The 22295-nt window shown below is 74.4% G+C and carries 19 protein-coding genes; 10 read left to right on the top strand and 9 right to left on the bottom strand.

What is annotated here, in order from left to right:
* Positions 1-75: 75 nt before the first annotated feature.
* Both IFT72_RS00330 and IFT72_RS00325 read right to left on the bottom strand, forming a co-directional pair.
* Positions 76-5169 carry a glycoside hydrolase family 3 N-terminal domain-containing protein gene (locus IFT72_RS00330; protein ID WP_192045261.1) on the bottom strand — a complete coding sequence of 1698 codons (5094 nt, stop codon included), beginning with the start codon at positions 5167-5169 and terminating at the stop codon, positions 76-78.
* A 171-nt stretch (positions 5170-5340) separates the two neighbouring features.
* The gene (locus tag IFT72_RS00325; protein ID WP_192045260.1) at positions 5341-6156 is read right to left on the bottom strand and encodes an alpha/beta fold hydrolase; all 816 of its coding nucleotides are present in this window, start codon (positions 6154-6156) and stop codon (positions 5341-5343) included.
* A 77-nt stretch (positions 6157-6233) separates the two neighbouring features.
* Between IFT72_RS00325 and IFT72_RS00320 the strand changes: the two genes are divergently transcribed.
* On the top strand, positions 6234-7223 hold the full coding sequence (locus IFT72_RS00320; RefSeq protein WP_371741114.1) for a diacylglycerol kinase family protein: 990 nt from the start codon (positions 6234-6236) through the stop codon (positions 7221-7223).
* A gap of 103 nt (positions 7224-7326) precedes the next feature.
* Here IFT72_RS00320 and pgi read toward each other — a convergent pair whose 3' ends face one another.
* The gene (gene pgi, locus IFT72_RS00315; protein WP_192045259.1) at positions 7327-9054 is read right to left on the bottom strand and encodes a glucose-6-phosphate isomerase; all 1728 of its coding nucleotides are present in this window, start codon (positions 9052-9054) and stop codon (positions 7327-7329) included.
* A 247-nt stretch (positions 9055-9301) separates the two neighbouring features.
* Between pgi and IFT72_RS00310 the strand changes: the two genes are divergently transcribed.
* The gene (locus IFT72_RS00310) at positions 9302-10264 is read left to right on the top strand and encodes a LysM peptidoglycan-binding domain-containing protein (RefSeq protein WP_192045258.1); all 963 of its coding nucleotides are present in this window, start codon (positions 9302-9304) and stop codon (positions 10262-10264) included.
* Positions 10265-10339: 75 nt separating this feature from the next.
* Here IFT72_RS00310 and IFT72_RS00305 read toward each other — a convergent pair whose 3' ends face one another.
* Positions 10340-10780, bottom strand: a complete 441-nt coding sequence (locus IFT72_RS00305) for a hypothetical protein (protein ID WP_167258177.1) — start codon at positions 10778-10780, stop codon at positions 10340-10342.
* A 211-nt stretch (positions 10781-10991) separates the two neighbouring features.
* On the opposite strand from IFT72_RS00305, the gene IFT72_RS00300 reads away from it, so the two are divergent.
* The 5 genes from IFT72_RS00300 (at position 10992) to IFT72_RS00280 (ending at position 16415) form a co-directional block, all read left to right on the top strand.
* The gene (locus IFT72_RS00300; protein WP_056052467.1) at positions 10992-11744 is read left to right on the top strand and encodes a cohesin domain-containing protein; all 753 of its coding nucleotides are present in this window, start codon (positions 10992-10994) and stop codon (positions 11742-11744) included.
* A 95-nt stretch (positions 11745-11839) separates the two neighbouring features.
* Positions 11840-13669, top strand: coding sequence for an amidase family protein (locus IFT72_RS00295; protein WP_192045257.1), 1830 nt, complete (start codon positions 11840-11842; stop codon positions 13667-13669).
* A gap of 114 nt (positions 13670-13783) precedes the next feature.
* Positions 13784-14431, top strand: a complete 648-nt coding sequence (locus tag IFT72_RS16535; protein ID WP_192045256.1) for a MerR family transcriptional regulator — start codon at positions 13784-13786, stop codon at positions 14429-14431.
* A complete protein-coding gene (locus IFT72_RS00285; protein ID WP_192045255.1) occupies positions 14428-15354 on the top strand; it encodes an NAD-dependent epimerase/dehydratase family protein in 927 nt (308 codons plus the stop codon). Before IFT72_RS16535 ends, IFT72_RS00285 begins: the two co-directional genes overlap by 4 nt.
* A 41-nt stretch (positions 15355-15395) precedes the next feature.
* Positions 15396-16415 (top strand): hypothetical protein, encoded by a 1020-nt coding sequence (locus IFT72_RS00280; RefSeq protein ID WP_244634132.1) that lies wholly within the window; start codon positions 15396-15398, stop codon positions 16413-16415.
* Between the two features lie 4 nt (positions 16416-16419).
* Here IFT72_RS00280 and IFT72_RS00275 read toward each other — a convergent pair whose 3' ends face one another.
* Entirely contained in the window at positions 16420-17025 is a 606-nt protein-coding gene (locus IFT72_RS00275; protein ID WP_192045254.1) for a class I SAM-dependent methyltransferase, read from the bottom strand.
* A gap of 248 nt (positions 17026-17273) precedes the next feature.
* Here IFT72_RS00275 and IFT72_RS00270 point away from each other — a divergent pair, with 248 nt between their 5' ends.
* A complete protein-coding gene (locus IFT72_RS00270) occupies positions 17274-17705 on the top strand; it encodes a BLUF domain-containing protein (protein WP_056052452.1) in 432 nt (143 codons plus the stop codon).
* Between the two features lie 49 nt (positions 17706-17754).
* Here IFT72_RS00270 and IFT72_RS00265 read toward each other — a convergent pair whose 3' ends face one another.
* The 4 genes from IFT72_RS00265 to IFT72_RS00250 all read right to left on the bottom strand — a co-directional run bounded on the left by IFT72_RS00265 (position 17755) and on the right by IFT72_RS00250 (position 21024).
* A complete protein-coding gene (locus IFT72_RS00265; protein ID WP_056052449.1) occupies positions 17755-18375 on the bottom strand; it encodes a maltose acetyltransferase domain-containing protein in 621 nt (206 codons plus the stop codon).
* Positions 18376-18384: 9 nt separating this feature from the next.
* Positions 18385-19695 (bottom strand): Na+/H+ antiporter NhaA, encoded by a 1311-nt coding sequence (gene nhaA, locus IFT72_RS00260; RefSeq protein WP_192045253.1) that lies wholly within the window; start codon positions 19693-19695, stop codon positions 18385-18387.
* Positions 19696-19766: 71 nt separating this feature from the next.
* On the bottom strand, positions 19767-19937 hold the full coding sequence (locus IFT72_RS00255; protein WP_156369882.1) for a hypothetical protein: 171 nt from the start codon (positions 19935-19937) through the stop codon (positions 19767-19769).
* Positions 19938-19959: 22 nt separating this feature from the next.
* Positions 19960-21024: a spore photoproduct lyase family protein gene (locus IFT72_RS00250; RefSeq protein ID WP_192045252.1), complete on the bottom strand. Its 1065-nt coding sequence runs from the start codon at positions 21022-21024 to the stop codon at positions 19960-19962.
* A 40-nt stretch (positions 21025-21064) separates the two neighbouring features.
* Here IFT72_RS00250 and IFT72_RS00245 point away from each other — a divergent pair, with 40 nt between their 5' ends.
* Both IFT72_RS00245 and IFT72_RS00240 read left to right on the top strand, forming a co-directional pair.
* Positions 21065-21670, top strand: a complete 606-nt coding sequence (locus IFT72_RS00245; protein ID WP_192045251.1) for a MarR family transcriptional regulator — start codon at positions 21065-21067, stop codon at positions 21668-21670.
* The gene (locus IFT72_RS00240; RefSeq protein WP_185231484.1) at positions 21667-22134 is read left to right on the top strand and encodes a hypothetical protein; all 468 of its coding nucleotides are present in this window, start codon (positions 21667-21669) and stop codon (positions 22132-22134) included. The genes IFT72_RS00245 and IFT72_RS00240 overlap by 4 nt, the downstream gene beginning before the upstream one ends.
* The last annotated feature ends 161 nt before the right edge of the window (positions 22135-22295 follow it).

The following is a 22295-nucleotide window of genomic DNA, read 5'->3' as shown; positions in this document are numbered from 1 at the left end:
CGCACCGCACGACGAAGGCCCCCGCCCCGGGAAGGGACGGGGGCCTCCGTCGTCAGTGCGACGTGGCGCGACCGCTCAGTCGTTGCCCTGTCGACGACGGTGACGGAGCGTCAGCCAGGCGCCCATCACGATCATCATGAGGGCCGCGGCGCTGATGCCGACCCAGGCGTCCGAGCCGGTGAAGGCGAGCGGACCGCGGGCGGCGGAGACGCGGCCGGGGCCGTCGGAGCCGCCGGCTCCGGCACCGGGCACCCCGGCACCGGGCACCCCGGCGCCGGGCGTGCCGGGCGTGCCCGCACCGGGCGTGCCGGGCGTGCCCGGGTCGCCGGGGCCGTCGGCCGCCAGGACCGTCAGCGTCGCGCGGGCGATCTGCCCCGCACCCTCGAGCTCGACGACGTGCGCCCCCGGCTCGAGGTCGGCCGGCACCGTGAAGCGCAGGACGCCGACGCCCGAGACCGTCGCGGTCGCCGTGCCGATCGACTGCGGCTCGGAGAACACCGTGCCGGCGAGGGCCTCTCCGGCGACGAAGCCGGTGGCCGTGATCGACACCGAGTCGCCCGGGCGGGCGGTCGCGGGGTCGAGCGTGCCGGGCACGATCGCCTTCGTGGGCTCGTCGACCTCGAGGTCGATGCCGAGCACCGCGGCGAAGCCCCGGAGGGCCACGTCGGGCAGTCCGCGCTGCAGCGCGGCCTCGGCGTCGGCCGTGAGGGCGTCCGAGCCCGCCGCGGCCGTGCCGTCGGTCATCGCCGCCTGCGCGAGGTCACGGGCGAGCGACACGAGCACGTCGGCCGTGGTCATCGCCCCGAGGTCGGTGCCGCTGAACGGGCCCACCGCAGCCAGGAGGAGGCGCAGGGCCGCGGCCGGGTCGGTCACGCTCCCGTCGTCGCCCCAGACGTCGGCGTCGAGCAGGGCCTGGACCGCCTCGCGGGCCGCGCCCTCGGGCAGGCCGGCGACCAGCGCCTCCACCCGGTCACGCGCACCGTCGGTGCGGAGGCCCCAGCCGTAGGGGAAGAGCGGCTCGTAGTCGGCGTCGCCGACGTTGATCGGCACCTGGTCGGCGCTGGCCGCCCAGGTCACGGGCAGGCGGCCGGCGAAGGGCCGGTCGCCGAACAGCACGTCGGCGACGCCGGCGCCCTCGGAGCCGGGCAGCGACGAGGCGACCACGGCGTCGGCCTGGCCGACGACGTCGCCGAGCAGCTGCGGCCGGCCCGACACGACGAGCACCACGCAGGTGGCCGTCGCGGCGCAGACCTTCGCCACCGTCGCCTGGTCGGCGGGCGTCAGCGAGAGGCTCGAGCCGTTGTTCGGCACGTCGCCCTGGCCCTCCGCGTACGGGCGCTCGCCCACCACGACGACGCCGGTCTGGTCGGCGCCGATCGGGGCGGAGGCGTCGGGGCTGACGGTCACGGCGGCGTCGGGGGCGACCTCGCGGATGCCCTCGGCGATGCTCGTGCCCGTCGTCGTGTCGCCCGACCCGCCCTGCCAGCTGATCGTCCAGCCGCCCATCTGGCGACCGAGGTCGTCGGCGCTGGAGCCGGCGACGTAGAGCGAGCCCGTCTTCGAGAGCGGCAGCGCGCCTCCCTCGTTCGTCAGCAGCACCTGCGACTCGCCGGCGGCCTGGCGGGCCACGGCGCGGTTCGCGGCGGAGCCGACCCCGTCGACGTTCGTGCGGTCCGCGAAGGGCTGCTCGAACAGGTTGAGGTCGAACTTCTGGGTGAGGATGCGGCGGACGGCGTCGTCGACCCGCGACTGCGACACGGCGCCGGAGCCGACGGCCGCGACGATGCTGTCGATGAAGGCCCCGTAGTTGTAGGGCGCCATCGCCATGTCGAGGCCCGAGTTCACCGACCGCACCGCCTTCTCGGCGTAGGTGCCGCCGGGCAGCTTGTCGATGCCCTCCCAGTCGCTGATGAGGAAGCCCTCGAAGCCGAGGTCGCCCTTCAGCAGGTCGGTGTTCAGGGCGGTGTTCTCGTGCATGCGCACGGGGCCGTCGCCGAGGTCGACCGCCGAGTACGACGGCATGATCGTGCCGACGCCGGCCTGGAGCGCCGGCAGGTACGGGTCGACGTGCAGGCGGGTGAACTCCTCGAGCGACCCGGCCTCGGTGACGCCCTGGTCGATCGGGTAGGCGCCCGTGCCGGCAACCGACTCGTCGTACGTGGTGCCGCCGTCGCCGGCCCAGTGCTTGGCCGTGGCCAGCACCTCGTCGGCGCCGCCGATGTCGGTCGGGTCGTCGCCCTGCAGGCCGAGCACCGACGGGGCCGCGAAGGTGCGGACCAGCGCAGGGTCCTCGCCGAACGACTCGTAGCTGCGGCCCCAGCGCTCGTCGCGCGAGACGCAGAGGCAGGGGGCGAAGGTCCACGGCACGCCCGTGGCGCGCACCTCCTTCGCGGTGACGCGGGCGATCTCCTCCACGAGGGCCGGGTCGCGGGTGGCGCCGAGCCCCGTGTTGTGCGGGAAGATCGTCGCGCCGACCACGTTGCTGTGGCCGTGCACGGCGTCGACGCCGTAGATCATCGGGATCTGCAGACGGGTCGACAGGGCCTCGCGCTGGTACGCGTCGACCATGTCGGCCCAGGCGACGGCGGTGTTGCCCTCGGGCACCGACCCTCCGCCGCTGAGCAACGAGCCGAGGGCGCGGTCGCTGATGTCGCTCGTCGACGTGAGGCCGAGGCGCTCGGCCTGGGCCATCTGCCCGACCTTCTCCTCGAGCGTCATCCGGCCCAGCAGGTCGGCGACGCGGTCGGCGGTGGGCAGCGAGGCGTCGAGGTACGGCAGGTCGTGCGCGGCGAGCACGACGCGCGGGCCGTCGCCGACCTTCGCCGTGGTCGACGCGAGCGTCACCTGGAGCTCCTTGGCCTCGGCGGCCCCCGCGGAGGCGCGGGTCGCCACGGTGACCGTCTGCTGAGCACCCGAGGCGCTCCCGGCCGGGAAGGTCACGGTGCCCGACGCGGCGTCGTAGTCGGTGCCGGCGACGGCCGTGCCGTCGGCGGTGGCCCAGTCGACGGACACGTCGGAGGCGAGGGGCTCGTCACCGGCGGTCGTCACGGTCAGCGCGACCTCGGCCGGCTGGCCGGCGTCGACGAGCCAGACGTCCTGCGTGGAGTCCACGGTCACCGACGCCGCGGAGGCGGGGGTGCCGTAGAGCTGCGTGTCGTCGATCGCCCAGCCGACGGGCGCCGGGGTGCCCGGCGTGAAGGTGAACGAGTAGCCGAACGAGGCCGTCAGGTCGAGGGTGCCGTTCGTCGTCGCGGCGTCGCCCGGCTGGTAGCCCGACGGCGTGAACGACGAGAAGGGCAGCTCGACGAGCTTCCAGCGCGAGGTGCTGCTGCCCCAGTTGTCCTTGAAGGTCGTCGCCCACAGCTCGCTGGTCTCGGCGGTGTCGCCGCCGGCCGGGTCGCCGTCCTTGATCTCGAGCTTGATGTCGGCGCCCGCCGTGGGCGAGGCCGGGTTGTTCGACTGCGACGCGTACCACCAGAAGCGGATGCCCTGGTAGCTCGACCAGTCCTGGCTGTCGGCCAGGTTGTGGCTCAGCCCGCCGTAGCCCCCGGAGGGGATCGAGAACTGCCCCGAGAGCACGTGGTTCTCGACGTCGCTGCCGCGCTCCTGCACGGTGACCTCGCGGCTGATGGTCGGCTCGGTCGGAGCCGGCGAGCCCCAGGTGAAGAAGCCGACGGGGTCGGCGGTCGTGCTGAGCGGCACGTCGCCCTCGAAGTCCTCGATCATGGTGGCGCGGTCGAAGACGGCGACGTCGTCGACCAGGTACGTGCCGGCGCCGAGCTGCGTCAGCGTCACCGCGAAGCCGGTCGAGGCGGACGGGTCGAAGCGGGTGTCGCTGGTCGGCTGGCCCTTGACGCGCAGGTCGGCGAAGAGCACGCTGACGCGCTTCCAGTCGGTGCTGTCGTCGGTGACGCTCGTCTCGAAGAGCACGCCGCCGTTCTTCAGCTCGTACCGCAGCTGCTGGCCGCTGGCCGCGCCCTTGAACCAGAACGAGAAGCCGTCGGCGTCGCTCCAGTCGGCGGCGGGCTGGTCGTGCGAGAAGCCGTACCAGCTGTCGGGGGCGGTGGGCCCGGCGACGACGGCGCTGAGCGCCTGGGTGCCGGCGGCTCCCTCGCGCTCGGCGGCGACGGTCGAGAGCGCGGGCGTGACCGCGGCGCTGGCGCCCCAGCCGAAGTAGCCCGAGGGCACCCCGGCCTCGAAGTCGTCGAGCACGCGGGTCTCGCCGACGTTGGGCAGCTCGCCCGTCGGGGTGAGCGTGACGGCCAGCGACCCGCGCGACCCGACGACGGTCGGCTCGCTGGCGTCGGAGGCGGTCAGCTCGACCGTGCGGCGGGGGCTGAGCGCGCCGGTCGAGATCGTCTCGAGCGCGACGGAGGCGGTGGTCTCGCCGGGCGCGAAGGTCACCGTCTCGTCGACGGCCCGGTAGTCGGTGCCGGCGACGGCGGTGCCGCCGGTCGAGCGGACCCGCACGCTGACGGGCTCGTCGCTGGTGCCGGTCAGGCTGAGGCCGGCGGTGAGGGTCTGCCCGGCGGCGACGGTCGCGGTCGCGCGGTCGAAGCTGACGGAGCGGGTCTGCGCCTCGCCGTACACCTGGAGGCCGTAGGCGGAGTAGCCGTACCAGTGCGGCCGCGAGGCGTCCCAGGTCGCCGCCGAGCGCTGCAGCATGCTCACGCGCACGTAGCGGGCGTCCGTGGGCGCCGACAGGGCGACCTCGTCGCGCTGCCCGTCGCCGGCGTCGACCGTCTGGGCGGTGGTCCAGCTCTCGGCCAGCGCCGGGTCGCCGGTGGTCACGTCGACCGTGTAGCGCGTCGCGTACGACGACTCCCAGTCGAGGCCGATCGCGTCGACGCGGGCCACGCCGCCGAGGTCGACGATCACCGAGGCGGTGAACGGGACGTCCTCGTCGGGGCCGTTGCCGCTGGCCCACCGGGTCGCGGCGTCGCCGTCGTTCAGGGCCTCGGCGGGGAAGGTGCCGTCGGCGTCGGACTGCGAGGCCGACGCGGTGACGGTGCCGAAGCGGGCGAGGTCGACCGGGGCGGCGACGGCGGCGAGGGCCGGCAGGCCCGACAGCAGCAGGGCCGAGACGGCGGTGAGGGCCGTGCCGACGGCGACGCGGCGCGTCGCCCTGCCGGCTCGGCCTCGAGGTGGGCGGGTGGGGACGACGGTCACGACTACTCCCTTGTAATCACGAGCAGGCGGGCCGGTGCGCACGACATCGTGCGCGGTGGCTCACCAGGGGGACGTCGGCCCTCACCGACCCCGTGATCGGGGGCCAGGGGCTCGACCGGCTGATCGTATCCACACAGCTCATTCCGAGGCAAGGGGTGGACGACATCGATGTCAGACCTGCGACACGGCCCCCGGGCAGCACTGCCGGGCGAAGTCGACGACCTCGCGGCCGACCTCCGCGGCCCGCGAGTGCACGACGTCGTGGACGGCGGCGGGCACGTCGCGCGCCTCGCCGTCGACGACGAGCGCGACGAGCTCGTCCGCCCAGCGGGCGGGCGCCACGGGGTCGTGGCGGCCCCGCAGCACGAGCAGCGGCGCCGCCAGACCGGGGAGGCGCTCGTCGATCGGGTGCCGGAGCATCGAGCGGGTGCCCGCCGCGTACGACAGCAGGCCGCCGCGCAGGTAGTCACGCGTCACCATGGCGCTCGTGAGCGGCGGCTCGCCGAGCATGTCGAGGGCGAGCCGGCGGCCCTGGCCGACGACGCCCGGCGCGACGCGGTCGACGACGGGGCCCACCAGCACCACGCCCGCGACGACGTCGGGGCGACGCAGGGCCATCTCGACGACCACCTGCGCGCCGAGCGAGTGCCCGACGAGCACGACCGGACCGGCGAGCGGAGCCGAGGCGAGCGCGTCGAGCCTCGGCAGCAGGGCCTCGGCGAGCTGCGGGATCGCCAGGCGCCGCCCCGGGCCGGGCGAGCGCCGGAAGCCGGGCAGGTCCGGGGCCAGCACGGGCCCGTGGGCGACGAGCGCGGCCGCGAGCCGGCTGAACGAACGGTGCGACAGGCCCAGCCCGTGCACGAGCACGAACACCGGCGCTCCGGGCGGGTGCCGCTCCGGGCCGTGGGCGGACCACCAGTGCACGGAGGGCCGGTCGGCCGACGGGCCGCCGCGGCGGGGGGACGACTCGGCGATGGTGTCCTCCACGGGCGGGTGAGGCAGGGGATCTGCCGTCTGGGAGTGTACCGGCGGGCGGCCCGGCGCCCTGCACTAGGGTCTCGCCTGTGGAACCACCCCGGCACGACGCTCCGACACCCGCCAGGGCCGCCGTGGTGGTCAACCCGGTCAAGGTCGACGTCGCCGCGCTCCGGCTGCTCGTGGCCGAGCAGGAGGAGCGGCTCGGCTGGGCTCCCGCGACCTGGTGGGAGACGAGCGCGGGCGACGACGGGCGCTCGGCGGCCGAGGCGGCGCTGGCGGCCGACCCGCGACTCCTCGTGGTGGCCGGGGGCGACGGCACGCTGCGCGCCGTGGCCGAGGTCGCCGCCGGGCGAGGCACCCCGCTCGGGCTCGTGCCCGCGGGCACCGGCAACCTGTTCGCCCGGGAGCTGGGCCTGCCCCTCAACGCGCTGCGCTCGGCGGTCGAGACCGCGTTCGGCGGCCGCGACCGCCCGGTCGACGTCGGCACCGTCGAGCTCGGGCGCCCCGACGGGACGAGCACGGGCCACGCCTTCCTCGTCATGACCGGCATCGGCGTCGACGCCCACATGGCCGGGCACACCGACCCCCGGCTCAAGGCCCGGATCGGCTGGCTCGCGTACTCCGACCCGATCGCGCGGAGCGTCTTCGGCAACCGCCAGTTCGACATGACGTACGCGCTCGACGACGAGCCCCCGGTGTCGACCCGCGTGCACACGGTGATCGTCGGCAACTCGGGGACGCTGACCGCGGGCATCCTGATGATCCCGGACGCCGTCGTCGACGACGGGCTGCTCGACGCCGTCGTGCTCCGCCCCGGGCGCGGTCCGGGGTGGACGTACATCGGCTACCGGCTCGCCTTCAACCGCCTGCTGCACCGCACCGGCATCGGCCGTGTCGTCACCCGGTGGAGCCCCCGGCCCCGCTCGATGCGCTTCGCCCAGGCGCGGGCGATGCGCGTGCAGCTCGCCGCCCCGCAGGAGATCCAGATCGACGGCGACCCCCGCGGCCTCGTCAGCGAGGTCGCCATCACGGTCGCGCACCACGCGCTGACCGTGCGCGTGCCGCCCGCGGGCTGAGCCCGGCGGGGGCCGACGACACGGCCCGGACGCAGGAGGCGCGGTGCAGGTCGAGCCTGCCCCGCGCCTCCCCCGGGCCCTCGCCCGGTGACCTCGTCGCTCGCTAGTCGCGCAGCTCCAGGTACTTCGCGATCAGCGCGCCGGTCGAGCTGTCCTGCGCCTCGAGCGCGGCGACGTCGCCGTCGACCGCCGGGGCGATCTGCAGCGCGAGCTGCTTGCCGAGCTCGACGCCCCACTGGTCGAACGAGTCGATGCCCCAGATCGTGCCCTCGACGAAGACGATGTGCTCGTAGAGCGCGATCAGCTGGCCGAGCACGCTCGGGGTCAGCGCCGGGGCGAGGATCGACGTCGTCGGGCGGTTGCCGCTGAAGACGCGGGCGGGCACGACCGCCTCGGCGGTGCCCTCGGCGCGGACCTCGTCGGCCGTCTTGCCGAAGGCCAGGGCCTTCGACTGCGCGAAGAAGTTCGCCATGAAGAGCGCGTGCACGTCCTGGCCGGGCTCGACCGTGCTGCCGTCGCCCGACTCGTCCTTCAGGGGGTGCGCCGGGTTGGCGACCGCGATGAAGTCGGCGGGCACGATGCGGGTGCCCTGGTGGATGAGCTGGTAGAACGCGTGCTGGCCGTTCGTGCCGGGCTCGCCCCAGAAGACCTCGCCGGTGTCGGTGGTGACGGGCGAGCCGTCCCAGCGGACGCTCTTGCCGTTCGACTCCATCGTGAGCTGCTGGAGGTAGGCGGGGAAGCGGTGCAGGTACTGCGAGTAGGGCAGCACGGCGTGGCTCTGCGCGCCGAGGAAGTTCGAGTACCAGACGTTGAGCAGGCCCATCAGCACGGGCACGTTCTGCTCGAGCGGCGCGGTGCGCATGTGCTCGTCGAGGGCGTGGAAGCCGGCGAGGAACTCACGCCAGGCGTCGGGGCCGATCGCGATGACGACCGAGGTGCCGATGGCGGAGTCGACGGAGTAGCGGCCGCCGACCCAGTCCCAGAAGCCGAACGCGTTCTCGGGGTCGATGCCGAAGGCGGCGACCTTGTCGAGGGCGGTCGAGACGGCGACGAAGTGCTTCGCCACGGCGCCCGTGCGGGCCTCGTCGGTGTCGTCGAGGGCGCCGGCGGCGGCGAGGCCGCGCCAGAGCCAGTCACGGGCGAGACGCGCGTTGGTGAGGGTCTCGAGCGTGCCGAAGGTCTTCGACGCGACGATGAAGAGGGTGGTCTCGGGGTCGAGGCCGACGGTCTTCTCGGAGACGTCGGTGGGGTCGATGTTGGAGACGAAGCGGACCTCGAGGCCCTGCTGCACGTAGGGCTTGAGCGCCTCGTAGACCATGACGGGGCCGAGGTCGGAGCCGCCGATGCCGATGTTGACGACGGTCTCGATGCGCTTGCCGGTGACGCCGACCCACTCGCCGGAGCGGACCTTCTCGGCGAAGGCGTAGACCTTGTCGAGCGTGGCGTGGACGTCGGCGTCGACGTCCTGGCCGTCGACGACGAAGCCGGCCGCGGGGACCAGCTCGGCGCCGTCCTTCGGGCGGCGCAGGGCGGTGTGCAGCACGGCGCGGTCCTCGGTGACGTTGATGTGCTCGCCCGAGATCATGGCCTGGTAGCGCTCCGCGACGCCGGTGTCGGTGGCGACCTGGAGGAGGTGCTGGAGGACCTCGTCGGTGACGAGGCCCTTGGAGAGGTCGACGGTGAGGTCGGCGGCCTGGAAGGTGAGGCGCTCGGCACGGTCGGCCTCGGCGTCGAACCAGGCGCGGAGGTCGGGCGAGAAGCCGTCGGCGATGCGGGCGAGCTGCTGCCACGCCTCGGTCGAGGTGGGGTCGACGGGAACGGATTCGGTCACGGGTGGTCCTCCTGGAGCGGATGAGCGGTACGGCCCGCGGGAGACGCGCCGTCGCGTGACGGACCGAGCCCAACTCTATTGCTCCGCCCCGCCGTGCGCCCCGCCTCGTCCGATGTGCGACGGGGGCTTGCGCACGTGGGAGCCGGCGCGAGCGCGAGCGCTGCTGCGGTGCGGGGCGGTGCAGGGGGCGGCGCTGCTCGCGCCCGGCCCGCGGACCCCCCTAGGCTGGCCCGAGGGGGAACGACAGATGGACGACAGCACCACCACGGGCAGCACCACCACGAGCACCGAGGCGCCGCCGCGCGGCCGTGGCCGGGTGATCGCGATCGTCGGCGGCGTGGTCGCCGTGGCGACGATCGCCATCGGTGCGGTCGGCTGGGCCCTCTGGCCCGGCGAGGCCGCGCCGACGCCCGTCAGCACCGCCACGCGCACCGCGCAGGCCGTCGCGCCGAGCACGCCCTCGCCCACGCCGACCGTCGCGACCGCGACCGGCTCGCCGACCCCGCGGCCCGCGACGGCGCCGCCGGCCGACCCCGCCGTCCCCGCACCGTTCGTCACGCCGGTCGCCGCCGGCACGGTCGTCTCCGAGGGCGACGTCCGCTCGCCGAAGGGCAGCGTCGCCTACCACTGGCGGGCGACCGCGAACGGCGACGACACCTTCTCGATGGAGTACTCCGGCTTCACCTCGACGCTGCCGGTGCCGGTCGGCGCGACCCTGATCGAGATCGCGCCGAGCGTCGGCGACGGCCTCACGGCGCACGGCCCGGGCGACCTCCAGCTCGGCGGCCCCACGACGGAGCCCGCCCTCGCCACCTCGACCCTGCTCGGCACGAGCACGCCCGGCTACCTCGGCACGCTGGTCACCTACTCCGCCGCCACCGACGGAGCCGACCTGCCCGTCGAGATCGGCCCCGAGAAGGTGCTCGCCGTGACGCCCGTCACGTGGTCGGTGCCCGGCCGCCAGACGAACATCGTCGTCGCCGACTCGGGCTCCGCCGACCTCGCGACCGGCACCGTCGTGTCGTCGACGCCCGCGGGCGGCCCGCGCGGCTACCTCGTCGCGGCGGGCGACACCATCGACGCCGTCGCGGCACGCTTCGGCATCACGCCCGCGGCGCTCATCTACCTCAACGCCGGCCTGCTCGTCACCGGCGACCAGCAGTACCTGATCTACGGCAACACGATCAACCTCGACCCCGACAGCGTCTGACCCCGACGGCGTCCGACCCTGCCACCGCCGGGGCGCTGCCACCGCCGGGGCGCTGCCGCCGCCGGTGCGCGCCCGTCAGTCGCCGGCGGCGCGTCGGACCAGGGCCCCCAGGGAGGCGCGGGTCGCGTCGTCGACGCCGGTGACGGCGTACGCCGTGGGCCACATCACCCCGTCGTCGAGCTGCGCGCCGTCCTGGAACCCGAGGGTCGAGTACCGCGTGCCGAACTTGGCGCCGGGCTGGAAGAAGACGACGGCCTTGCCGTCCTCCCGCGCGTAGGCGGGGAACCCGTACCAGGTCTTGGGGCGCAGGCTCGGGGCGTGCTCGGCGACGATCTCGTGCACCATCTGCGCGATCGGCCGCTCGACGTCCGTCATCGCGGCGATCGCGGCGAGCGCGTCGGCCTCCTCCGCCGCCGCCTTGTCGGCGAGCTTCTGGCGCTTCGCCTCGACCCGCAGCTCGGCGGCGCGCTGCTTCATCGCGGCGCGCTCCTCCTTGGTGAAGCCGTCGTCGGCCATGTCGTCTCCTGTCTGAGGGGGGCGTGCCGCCCGCGCTCATGGTGACAGGCCGGGCAGAGGCGCACAACGCCGCCCGTCGCCCCGCGCCTCGGCCAGACGTAACGAACCCGAAACGGAGCTGCGCGTGAGCCGGAAACACGCCCTGGATACCGTTCGAGCCTCCTGCACACCACCCTCCGCCGCTCCTCCCCATGAGAAGGACTCCCTCCCGATGAAGCCCCTCCGTCGGCGCCTCCCGCGCGCCCGCAGCTCCGCGACGGCCGTCGCCCTGGCCCTCGCCGCGGTCGCGCTCGGCGCCTCCCCCGCCTCCGCCGCCCCCGTCCTGGCCTCGGCCACCGTGACGGCCCCCGCGACCGCCACGGTCGGCGACGTCGTCGACGTCTCGGTCGTGCTCACCGGCACCGCCGACGTCTACGCGTACGACCTCGAGCTCGGCTTCGACGACGTCGCCCTCGACTACGTCGCCGACAGCGCCACCTCGCCGAGCGGCGGCTTCGACGACGTCCAGGTGGCCGACGGGTCGCTCTCGATCCTGCACACGCGGCTCGGCAGCTCCCCGGCCCTGACCGGCGACCTCACCGTCGACCTGCAGTTCACCGCGGTCGCCGCGGGCGGCGCCGCGGTGTCCCTCGACTCCGTCGAGCTGATCGGCGCCGACGGCAGCAGCCTCGTGGTCACGCCGACGGCCTCCGCCGTCGTCGCGGTCGCGGCCGCGCCGGTGGCCCCGCAGCCGTCCGCCAGCCCGACGGCCGGCGCGCCCGCGCCCTCGGCCAGCCCCACCGCCGCGACGCCCGTCACGGGCGCGGCCGCCGGCCGCCCGACCGCCACCGGCTCCCGCGACGACCTCGCGTTCACCGGCTCCGACAGCTGGCTCCTCGTGGCCGGCGGAGCAGGGCTGCTCGTTCTGGGCCTGCTCGTCGTGGCCGCGGTCGCCCTCCGTCGCCGTGCGGCGGCGACCCGATGAGCGCCCGCGACCGGGCCGGGCTGCCGGCCCGCGACTCCCACGCTCCCCTCGCCCCCGCGACGCCCTCGTCGCCGTCACCCCGGAGACTGCCCGCCATGACCCCTCGCCGACGCACCGCCACGGTCGCCGCGACCTCGATCATCTCGGCCCTCGCCGTCGGCGGGCTGGTCGTCGCGCCCGGCGCCGCCGCCGACGACGCGCCCGTCGCGGCGTTCCTCGCGCCGTACTACACGGAGCTCGACCTCACGGGCGACGACCAGGTCACCGCGGCCGACCTCGAGCTGGTCTCCGCCGCCCTCGGGGCCACGTCGCCCTCCGCCGAGTTCGAGGCGGTCGCCCCGGCCGACGTCGACGCCGACGGCGTGATCACAGTGGCCGACGTCGCCGCGGTGTCGCAGCGCGCGATCTACGACGACGGCGAGTTCCAGCTCGTCGAGGCCAGCGCCGTCGACATGCAGGCCGCGATGAACGCCGGGGTCGTCAGCTCGGTCGACCTCACCACCGACTACCTCGCCCGCATCGCCGCGTACGACACCGCGAAGGTCGACCCGGCCGCCGACGGGCGCCCGCTGCACTCGATCATCACGACGAACGACGAGGCCCTCGCCGCGGCCGCCGCGGCGGACGCCACCCGTGCCTCGCAGGGCATGACGAGCATGCTGCTCGGCGTGCCGATCGCCGTCAAGGACAACTACGACACCGTCGACATGCCGACCACGGCCGGCTGCGGCTGCTGGGACGCGAACCAGACCGACGACGACGCCACCATGGTCGCGGGGCTCCGCGACGCGGGCGCCGTGATCCTCGCCAAGGCCAGCCTCGACGAGTTCGCCTACGGCTTCGCCTCGGAGTACACCGCGGGCCAGCCCGCCGGGCAGACGACCCTCGTCGCCAGCCCGTACGTGACGAGCCGGACCGCCGGTGGCTCGAGCGGCGGCACGGGCGCGGCGATCGCCGCGAACCTCGCGGGCATCGGCTTCGGCACCGACACGGGCGGCTCGATCCGCATCCCGTCGTCGTACAACCAGCTCGTCGGCGTCCGGCCCACGGTGGGGCTCACGAGCCGCACCGGCATCGTGCCGCTCGCCCTCAGCCAGGACACCGGCGGCCCCCTCGCCCGCAGCGTCACCGACGCCGCGATCGCGCTCGACGCCGTCACGGGCGTCGACGCGAGCGACCCCGTCACCGCCGAGCAGCAGGGCCGCGTGCCGACCTCGTACACGGCCGCGCTCGACCCGACGGCACTCGAGGGCACCCGGATCGGCTACGTCGCCTCGATGGTCAGCACCGACGCGACGACGCAGCGGCTCTTCGCCGCGTCGCTCGCGACGCTCCGGGCCCAGGGCGCGACGGTCGTCCCGGTCACGCCGCCCGCCGGGTTCGCCCGGGTGCTCTCCGAGTCGAGCGGCAGCACGAACGAGTTCGCGCACGACCTCGCCGCCTACACGCGCGACCACCTCGCCCCCGAGGTCACGGCGCGGACGATCCCCGAGATCCAGGCGTCGGGTCGCTACGTCCAGTCGCGGGCCAGCATCTACACGGCGCGCGCCGCGGTGACCGAGGCGCAGTACCAGGCCTGGGCCGGCCCGACCGGGTCGCACACGACGCAGATCGCCGCGGGCCAGCAGCTCGTCACGGGCATGCTCGACGGGGGCGACCTCGACGCCCTGATCTACCCCTCGGCGGTCGCGTACAACTCGTTCAGCACGAACATGCGCCTCAGCCCCAACACGGGCATGCCGGCCGTGACGGTGCCGATGGGCCAGGCGATCGCGGCCGACGCGACCGTCACGGGCGCGGGCGTCAACCTCGAGTTCCTCGGCCGCGACTACGACGAGTCGACCCTGATCGGCCTCGGCTACGCGTTCGAGCAGGCGACGCACGCCCGCACGTCGCCGGCGCTCTACGGTCCGCTGACGAAGTAGGCGCGAGCAGCCTGCGGGAGGCGCGGTGCGGGGAGACCTGCACCGCGCCTCCTCGTCGTCGACGGGGGTCGCCACCCCTTGTGCCGCACGAATGGATAGCGCTACTCTCCGATAGTGCGCATATCCGAAATCGCCCAGGAGGCGACCACACCGCTCACGGCGGTCAAGTACTACCAACGCGAGGGGCTGCTGCCCCCGGGCGAGAAGACGGCCCCGAACCAGACCTCGTACGACGACCGGCACGTGCGGCGGGTGCGCCTCGTCCGGGCCCTGCTCGAGGTCGGGGGCCTCTCGGTCGCGGCCACGAAGGACGTCCTCGCCGCCCTCGACGCCGACGACGCCCCGCTGGCCGAGGCGTTCGCCGCGGCTCAGCACGCGATGAGCTCGCCCCGGGCGCACGACGCCGCGCCGAGCCCCGCGGCCCGCGAGCGCGTGGCCGCGCTGACGAGCGCCGCCGGCTGGGCGACGACCGACGAGAACCCCGGGCTCGACGCCGCCGCCCGCGCCCTCGACGGGCTGGCCACGATCGACTTCGAGCCCACCGACGACTACCTGCAGGCGTACCTGACCGCGGCGGCGACGGCCGCCCGGGCGGACGTGGAGGCGCTGGGCGGCCGGCACGACCGCGACGACGTCGCGGAGCTGATGGTCGTGGGCACCGTGCTCGGCGACCCGCTCTTCGCCGGCCTGCGCCGCCTCGCGCACGAGGACGTCACGCACGACCTCTTCCCGGTCGCCGACCAGGACGGCCGACGCTCGTGAGCGCGTCGCGGCACGTGCTCCTCGGCGGCCACGGCGTCGTCGGGCGGGAGACCGCCCGCGCGCTCCGCGCCCGCGGCCACGACCCGGTCACCGTCGGCCGACGCCCCGTCACGGAGGGGGACGGCAGCTCGGTCGTCGCCGACCTCCTCGACGGCGACGACGTGCGCCGCGCGCTGCGCGGCGCGGACGTCGCCTACCTCGTCGCGGGCCTGCCGTACTCGACCCGCATGTGGCGCGAGCAGTGGCCGACCGTCGTCCGCCACGCCGCCCGGGCCGCCCTCGACGAGGGCGTCCACCTCGTCCACCTCGACAACGTCTACGCGTACGGGCCGGTCGACGGCCCGATGACGGAGGAGACGCCGCTCCGCCCGACCAGCCGCAAGGGGGCGGTGCGGGCGGAGGCGCTCGGGCAGCTCGACGCCCTCCGCAGCCGCGGGCTGACCGTGACGACCGCCCGCAGCGCGGACTTCTACGGCCCCGGCCCCGCCACCAGCGCGTTCCAGGGATTCGTGGTCGACCGCGTGGTGGCGGGGAAGCGGCCCACCTGGCTGCTCGACGCCGACCAGCCGCACTCGCTGACCTACACGCCCGACGTCGGCGACGCGCTGGCCGTGCTCGGCACCGACGAGCGCGCCCGGGGCCGGACCTGGCACGTGCCGACGGCACCGCCCCTGACCGGGCGGGAGTGGGGCGAGCTCGCGGGCGTCGCGCCCGACCGGATGTCGGTGATGAGCCTGGCGACGCTCCGCCTGGGCGCGCTCTTCGCGCCGGCCGCGCGCGAGACGCTCGAGCTCACGTACCAGAGCACGGCCCCGTACGTCTTCGACTCGAGCCGCGCCTCCCGCGAGCTCGGCCTCACCGCGACCCCGGCGTCGGTCGGCGTCGCCGCCACGCTCGAGCACGCCCGAGCGGTGGCCCGGTGAGCGCCGGGCTGCGCCGGGCCGTCGCCTGGCACCCTCCGCTCATGGCGCTGGCCGCCGTGATGGCGGTGTGCGCCGTGGCCTGCGTCGTCGGCCTCGTGGTCGACCCCCGGACGATCCTCGGCGCGCCCGCGTGGGCCAAGCCGCTCAAGTTCTCGCTCTCGATCGGCCTCTACGCGGTGACCTGGGCGTGGCTGATCGCGCACCTGCCGCGTCGCCGGGTGCTCGCCGGGCGCCTCGGCACGGTCATCGCCGCGACGCTGCTCGTCGAGCAGGTGCTCATCGTCTGGGCGGTCGCCACCGGCACGACGAGCCACTTCAACGTCTCCGACGGCCTGCACGTCGTCGTCTGGGGCACGATGGCCGTCGCGATCACGGTCATGTACCTCTGCACCTTCGTGACGTCGCTGATGCTCGTCGGGCTGCGCTTCCCCACGCCGGCCCTCACTATCGCCGTCCGGGCAGGTGCGCTGATCGCCCTCGGAGGGATCGGCGTGGCCTTCCTCATGACCGGGCCGACCGGGGCCCAGATCGCGAGCCCGACGGGCATCGTCGGGGCCCACGCCGTGGGCGTCGTCGACGGTGGGCCGGGGCTGGCCCTGCTCGGGTGGAGCACGGTCGGCGGCGACTACCGCGTCGCCCACTTCGTCGGCATGCACGCCCTCCAGGCCCTGCCGCTCGCGGCGCTGCTGCTCGGCGCGCTCGGGCGGCGGGTGCCGCTGCTGGCGTCGCCGGTCGCCCAGCTCCGGCTGGTGCTGGTGACGGCGGTCGCCTACGGGGCGGCGACCGTCCTGCTCGCCGTGCAGGCGTCGCTGGGGCAGTCGGTCGTCCACCCGGCGGGCGCGGTCGCGGTCGCGGCGTGGACGATCGCGGGCGCCGCCGTGGCGGTCGCCGCGGTCGTCGTGGCGCGGGGCGGTCGCGGCGCGCGCGGCGCACCCGGCGGCCCGTCATCCAGGATGCGCTCTCTACCGGGTCGCCGCCCTGCCCCGCGGAGCACGGGTGGAGATCGAGTTCGTCGCCGCCGCCGTCGGAGCGTGAGGGAGGCGCGGCGAGGGCCCGCCTGACGCCTCAGCCCCGCGAGCGGGCCAGCACCGCACCGTGGGGCCGCGGACCCTTCGGCGAGCCCGTCCGGGTGTGCGTCTCGACGACCTCGAAGCCCGCCGCGCCGAGCTCGTCGGCGAGCCAGCCGACCGGCCAGCGCCAGGCGGTCACGACGGCGTGGTCGAACTGCTCCAGCTCGTCGCCGACGAAGAAGCCGACGAGCAGCCGCCCGCCGGGGCGGAGGGCCCGGGCGGACTCGGCGAGCGCGCGACCCACCGCCGCGGGCTCGTGGTGGATCAGCGAGTACCAGGCCAGGACTCCCCCGAGCGTCCCCGCCCCGTCGGGCAGGGCGTCGACGCTCGCGACCGTGAAGGGCACGGCGGGGTGGGCGGCGCGGGCGTGCTCGACGAAGGCCGGCACCTGGTCGACGCCCCGGGCGTCGGCACCGAGCCCGGCGAGGTGGGCGGTCCAGTGCCCGGGCCCGCACCCGGCGTCGAGCAGGGGCCCGTCGACGTCGGCGGCCCACGCCTCCACCAGCTGGCGGTCGGACGGGTGCACGGACGACATCGACCCGAGGTGCTCGGCGTACTCGGCGGCCCGGCGCGAGTACGCGTGCTCGACGTCTGAGGTCATGCGGGGAGCCTACGAGGAGGCGCGGCGCGGCGCAGCGGAGCGAGACGGCTGGGCCCCCGGGCAGGACGGTCCAGGAAGGCTGATCCACTCCGGAGTGGATCAGCGGATCCGGACCACGACTCCCGCTCGTCGCACGTGGTCGCACCCCGCCACGCGTCCGGCGCGCTCCCGGCACGCCCCAGATCGGGGTGTGGCACCGGGTGCCGGGATGGGGCAGGCTCGGTGAGCACCTCTCTCGGAAGGACCCCGTGCTCTCGCTCGTCTACACCAGTGCCGCCCGCACCCCGTTCTCGGACGGCGACCTCGCCACCCTGCTGATGAACAGCCGCGCCAACAACCGTCGCCTGGGTCTCTCCGGCTTCCTCATGCACAAGCAGGGCCGGTTCGTCCAGGTGCTCGAGGGGCCCGAGGAGGCCGTCCAGCAGCGCTACGCGCTCATCGCCGCCGACCCCCGCCACACCGACCTCGACGTCCTGCTCCGCGAGACCATCGACGAGCGCCGCTTCGGCGCGTGGACGATGGGCTACCGCGCCACGACCGACACCCTCGTCGACGAGATCCCGGGCTACGCCGACGTGTCGGGCGCCTCGCTCGACGTCGCGCGCTCGCGCCCGGACCTCGAGCCGTCGGTCCGGTCGCTGCTCGACTGGTTCCGCGCCCCGCTGCCGGCCGGCGCCTGAGGCCCGACCCGCGACTCCTCGGGAGCCCTGCTCCCCCGGGCTGCCGGCCTCAGAGCGAGCGCGGCTCGCGCCAGCGGTGGTCGCGGTCGGCGTCGGTGACCTCACGGAGGACCCGCGCCGGCACTCCCCCGACGACGACCATCGGCGGCACGTGGGCCGTCACGACGGCCCCGGCCGCGACGACCGAGCCGGCGCCGACCGTCACGCCGGGCAGGATGACCGCGCCCGCGCCGACCCAGACGTCGTCGCCGAGGTGGACCGGCGCCGAGAACTGGCTGCCGTCGCGCCGCACCTCGGGGTGCACCGGGTGCCCGGTGGTGCTGATGGTCACGTTCGGCGCGATCATCACCCGGTCGCCGACCACGACGGCCACGTCGTCGACCACGGTCAGGCCGAAGTTCACGTAGACCTCGTCGCCGAGCACGACGTTGTCGCCGTAGGCCACGTGCAGCGGGGGCTCGACCCAGACCCCGGTGCCGACCGAGCCGAGCATCTCGTCGAGGATCTCGCGGCGGCGCTCGGTCTCCCGCGGCCGCGTCGCGTTGTAGTCGTACGCGAGCTCCTTGCCGCGCACGCGCCGCTCCGCGAGGTCCTCCAGGCCCGGGCCCCCGTCGGTGTACAGCTCGTGGGCCGCCATCCGGCGGCGGACGTCGTCGTCGCGCTCGTTCATCGGGCCAGGCTACGGGGCGGTGACGCCCTGCTCGGTCCGGTGGCGCTCGTGCCAGCGGCCGCGCGCCGACAGCACGACGCCGCCGAGCACGGCTGAGATGAGCGACCCGACGAGCACGCCGACCTTGACCACGTCGTCCTGCTCGCTGCCGGTGCCGTAGGCGAGCTCGCCGACGAGCAACGAGACGGTGAACCCGATGCCCGCGACGAGCGAGAGGCCGACGACGTCGGGCCAGCGGAGGCTCGGGTCGAGCTTGATGCCGGGGAGGCGCGTCACCAGCAGCGAGGCCCCGGTGATGCCGACCGACTTGCCCACCACGAGGGCGACGACGATGCCGATCGCGACGCTGTCGCGGAGCGACTCGGTGAGGCCCGAGAGGCCGCCCACCGAGACGCCCGCCGAGAAGAAGGCGAAGATCGGCACGGCGACGCCCGACGAGATCGGGCTCCAGCGCTCGGCGAAGTGGTGCGTGAGCGCGTGGCGCTCCTCGTGGCCGTCGGCGTCGACGTGCGTCACGCCGGCCCACCGGGTGGCGATCGCCGGCACCAGGAGGCCGAGGGCGACGCCCGCGATCGTGGCGTGGATGCCCGACGCGTGCACCAGGGCCCACGCGACGACGCCGAGCGGGATGAGCAGCCACCACGAGCGGACCCCCCGGCGCACGAGCACGGCGAACGCGGCGAGCGGCAGCAGGGCGAGCAGGAGCGGCACGACCGCGATGCCCGCTGTGTAGAAGATCGCGATGATGGTGATGGCGATGAGGTCGTCCACCACGGCCAGGGTGAGCAGGAAGGTGCGGAGCGCCGGCGGCAGCTTCTTGCCCACGACCGCGACGACGGCCACCGCGAAGGCGATGTCGGTGGCGGCGGGGATGGCCCAGCCCTGCAGCGCGTCGGGCCCGGCACCGATGTTGATCGCGGTGAAGATCAGCGCCGGCAGGGCGACGCCGCCCACGGCCGCGGCGATCGGCAGGGTGGCCACCCGGGGGTCGCGCAGCGAGCCGGCGACGAACTCCTGCTTGAGCTCGAGGCCGACGACGAAGAAGAAGATCGCGAGCAGGCCGTCGGCGGCCCAGGTGCCGACGCTGAGGTGGAGGTGCAGCGCCTCGGGGCCGAACGTGGTGTCACGGACCTGCGCGTAGAACGAGCCGGCCGGGCTGTTCGCGATGACCAGGGCGAGCACGGTCGCCCCGAGCAGCAGCAGGCCGCCCGTGGTGTCACGGCTGACGAAGCGCGAGAGGCGCTGGGCCCGGGAGGCGGGCGCGGCCGAGGGCGAGGGCGGCGTCGAGGAGGCGGGGGCGGGCGTGGCGGAGTCGGGCACGGTGTCCTAGAGGGGTCGAGTCGAGCGGTGACGGGTCGGGGGGCGACCTGCCGGGCTCGGGGCCCGCAGGTCTACGCCGCTGGCGGCGGGCAGCCGGCGATCTCGCCGTGGGCGTTGCTGCCCCAGAGGCTCATCCAGCCGTTCGTGCCGCAGGTGCGCTTCGTCAGCACCAGGCGGTTGGGGAACGCCTGAGCCCGCACGCGCGCACGACGGCACGACGACGAACTGAGGGAGGCGGACACGACGACAAGGGTACCTCTCCGGTCAGAAGGCGTACCGGATGCGGCACCACGGCGCGACCTCGGCGACGAGCGCCGTGAGGGCGGCGACCCCCTGTGCCTTGAGGTCGTACCGGTAGCGCAGGTTCTCCGCCCCGTTCTCGGAGGTCTTGGCCTCCTGGAGGTCAGGGCGCCAGATCAGCTCCTCGCCCCTCGGGTGCCAGCGCTCGTTCACCTCGTGCAGGGCGGCGTTGTGCGTCAGGAAGATCATCTCCGCCGCCGCCTGCTCCTTGGCCGCCGGCGACAGCACGTCGTCGACCTCCCGCAGCAGCTCGCGCCAGTCGTCGAGCCACCCCGGCGTCATGATCACCGGCGAGAAGTTGAGGTGCACCTCCCACCCCGCCGCGACGAAGTCGTTCACCGCGGCGATCCGCTCGCTCATCGAGCTCGTGCGGAGGTCGGTGACCTTGGCGACCTCCGCCGGCATCAGCGAGAAACGGATGCGCGAGCGGCCCTGGGGGTCCCAGTCGAGCAGGTCGCGGTTGACGTACTTCGTGGCGAACGAGGCCTTGGCCGTCGGCGTCATGCGGAAGAGCTCGCAGACGTCGCGCACGTTCTCGGCGAGCAGCGCGTCGACCGAGCAGTCGCTGTTCTCGCCGATGTCGTAGACCCACGCCTCGGGGTCGCACTGGTTCGGCTCGGTCTTCGGGCCCTGCTTCTGCACGTGGCGCGCGAGGTGCCGCGAGATCTGCTCGACGTTCGTGAAGAGCGTGACGGGGTTGCTGTAGCCCTTGCGCCGCGGCACGTAGCAGTAGACGCAGGCCATCGCGCAGCCGTTCGCCAGCGACGGGGCGATGAAGTCGGCCGAGCGCCCGTTCGGCCGGGTGACGACGCTCTTCTTGACGCCGAGCACGAGGGCCTCGGTCTTGATGCGCACCCACCGGCGCACGTTCGCCTCGTCGCCGTGCACCTCGGGGATGCGCCAGTGCGACTCGACCGGCACGACCGTGGCCTCGGGCCAGCGCCCGATGATCTCCTGCCCGCGGGGCGAGGCCGCCGCCTCGGGCTCGGCGTAGATGCGACGGACGTCGAGCAGCGGCGAGGGAGTCATCGCCCCTTGTCTACCCGGCACCCCCGACACGGACATTTCCATGTTCATGCAGAAAATGAATAGCATGATCCACACCATGAATAGGAACGACGGCACCCTCCCGATCTTCAAGACGGAGGCACAGGCTGCTGCGCTCGAAGCACTCCTGCTGAGCGATCGGCCGCTCTCGACGCGGGAGATCATCACGGCGACGGGCGCGAGCCAGCCGACCCTCCACCGCGAGCTCACGAGGCTCGTCGACGCAGGGCTGCTCGTACGCACCACGGTCGGCCGCAGCGCACTGTTCGCTCCTGACGAGGCGAACCCTGCCGTCGCGCCGCTGCGGACGCTCATCACCCTGTCGCGCGGCCCGCAGGCCCTGATCACGACGGCACTCGCGGATGTCCCCGGCATCAGCCGGGCCCTCATCTTCGGGTCGTTCGCCGCGCGGTCCACGGGAGCCCCGGGAGCGGCGCCGGACGACATCGACCTGCTCATCGTCGGGAGCCCGGTCCGTCGCGATGTCTACGACGCCCTCGACCCGCTCGACCAGGCCCTGCGACGCGAGGTGAATGTGACATTCTTGAGCGATGACCGCTGGGACGCTGCTGAGGACGAGATCGTGACGAGGATCCTCGGCGAGCCGAGGCTGGAGCTGCTCCCGTGAGCTACGGGCAGGCCGATCTCGAAGCGATGGTCTCCGACGGAGACCTGGAGGCCTGTCCCGCCGATGCCGCGGGCGCGAGAGCGCTGCTGACCAAGGCCCGCCGACACGTGGAGACAGCGCGGTCGTTGATCGACGACGACACGGAGATCGCCGCCGACGCCCTGCACGCCGGCAACAGGAAGGCGCTGGAGGCCGTGCTCCTCGACCGCGGTCTCAGATCCACCAAGAAGGGCGGGCACATCGCCCCTCGTCGAGCCGTCCAGTCGATGCTCGGCGGCGGGAGAGGGCTGCTGGGGGTCTACGACGTCGTCAGGCGACTGCGGCACGAGGGCGACTACACGCTCACCGATCTCCACCCGGACGATGTCCGCGACAACCTCCAGGACTCCCTCGCCCTCGTCGAGGCCTGCGAGAAGGTCATCGGGATGATGCCGCCCTTCTCTGCGGGTCGTGCACGATCTTGACGATCACTCGACGCCGAACGACCGGCTTGCCGATCGCGGCGGGGCCACTGCTAAGGTAAGGCTCACCTAAGGCCGACCACGGGTCGCTCCGATCACGAGCACCCCTCCGACGCGGCGTGCTCCCGAGCACGCCCTCCCGGAGCGTCGAGCCGGGCCCCTGC

Origin of the sequence: Frigoribacterium sp. CFBP 8754 (assembly GCF_014841815.1) — a bacterium.
GTDB lineage: Bacteria > Actinomycetota > Actinomycetes > Actinomycetales > Microbacteriaceae > Frigoribacterium > Frigoribacterium endophyticum.
This window is presented reverse-complemented; position numbering and strand designations above follow the sequence as displayed.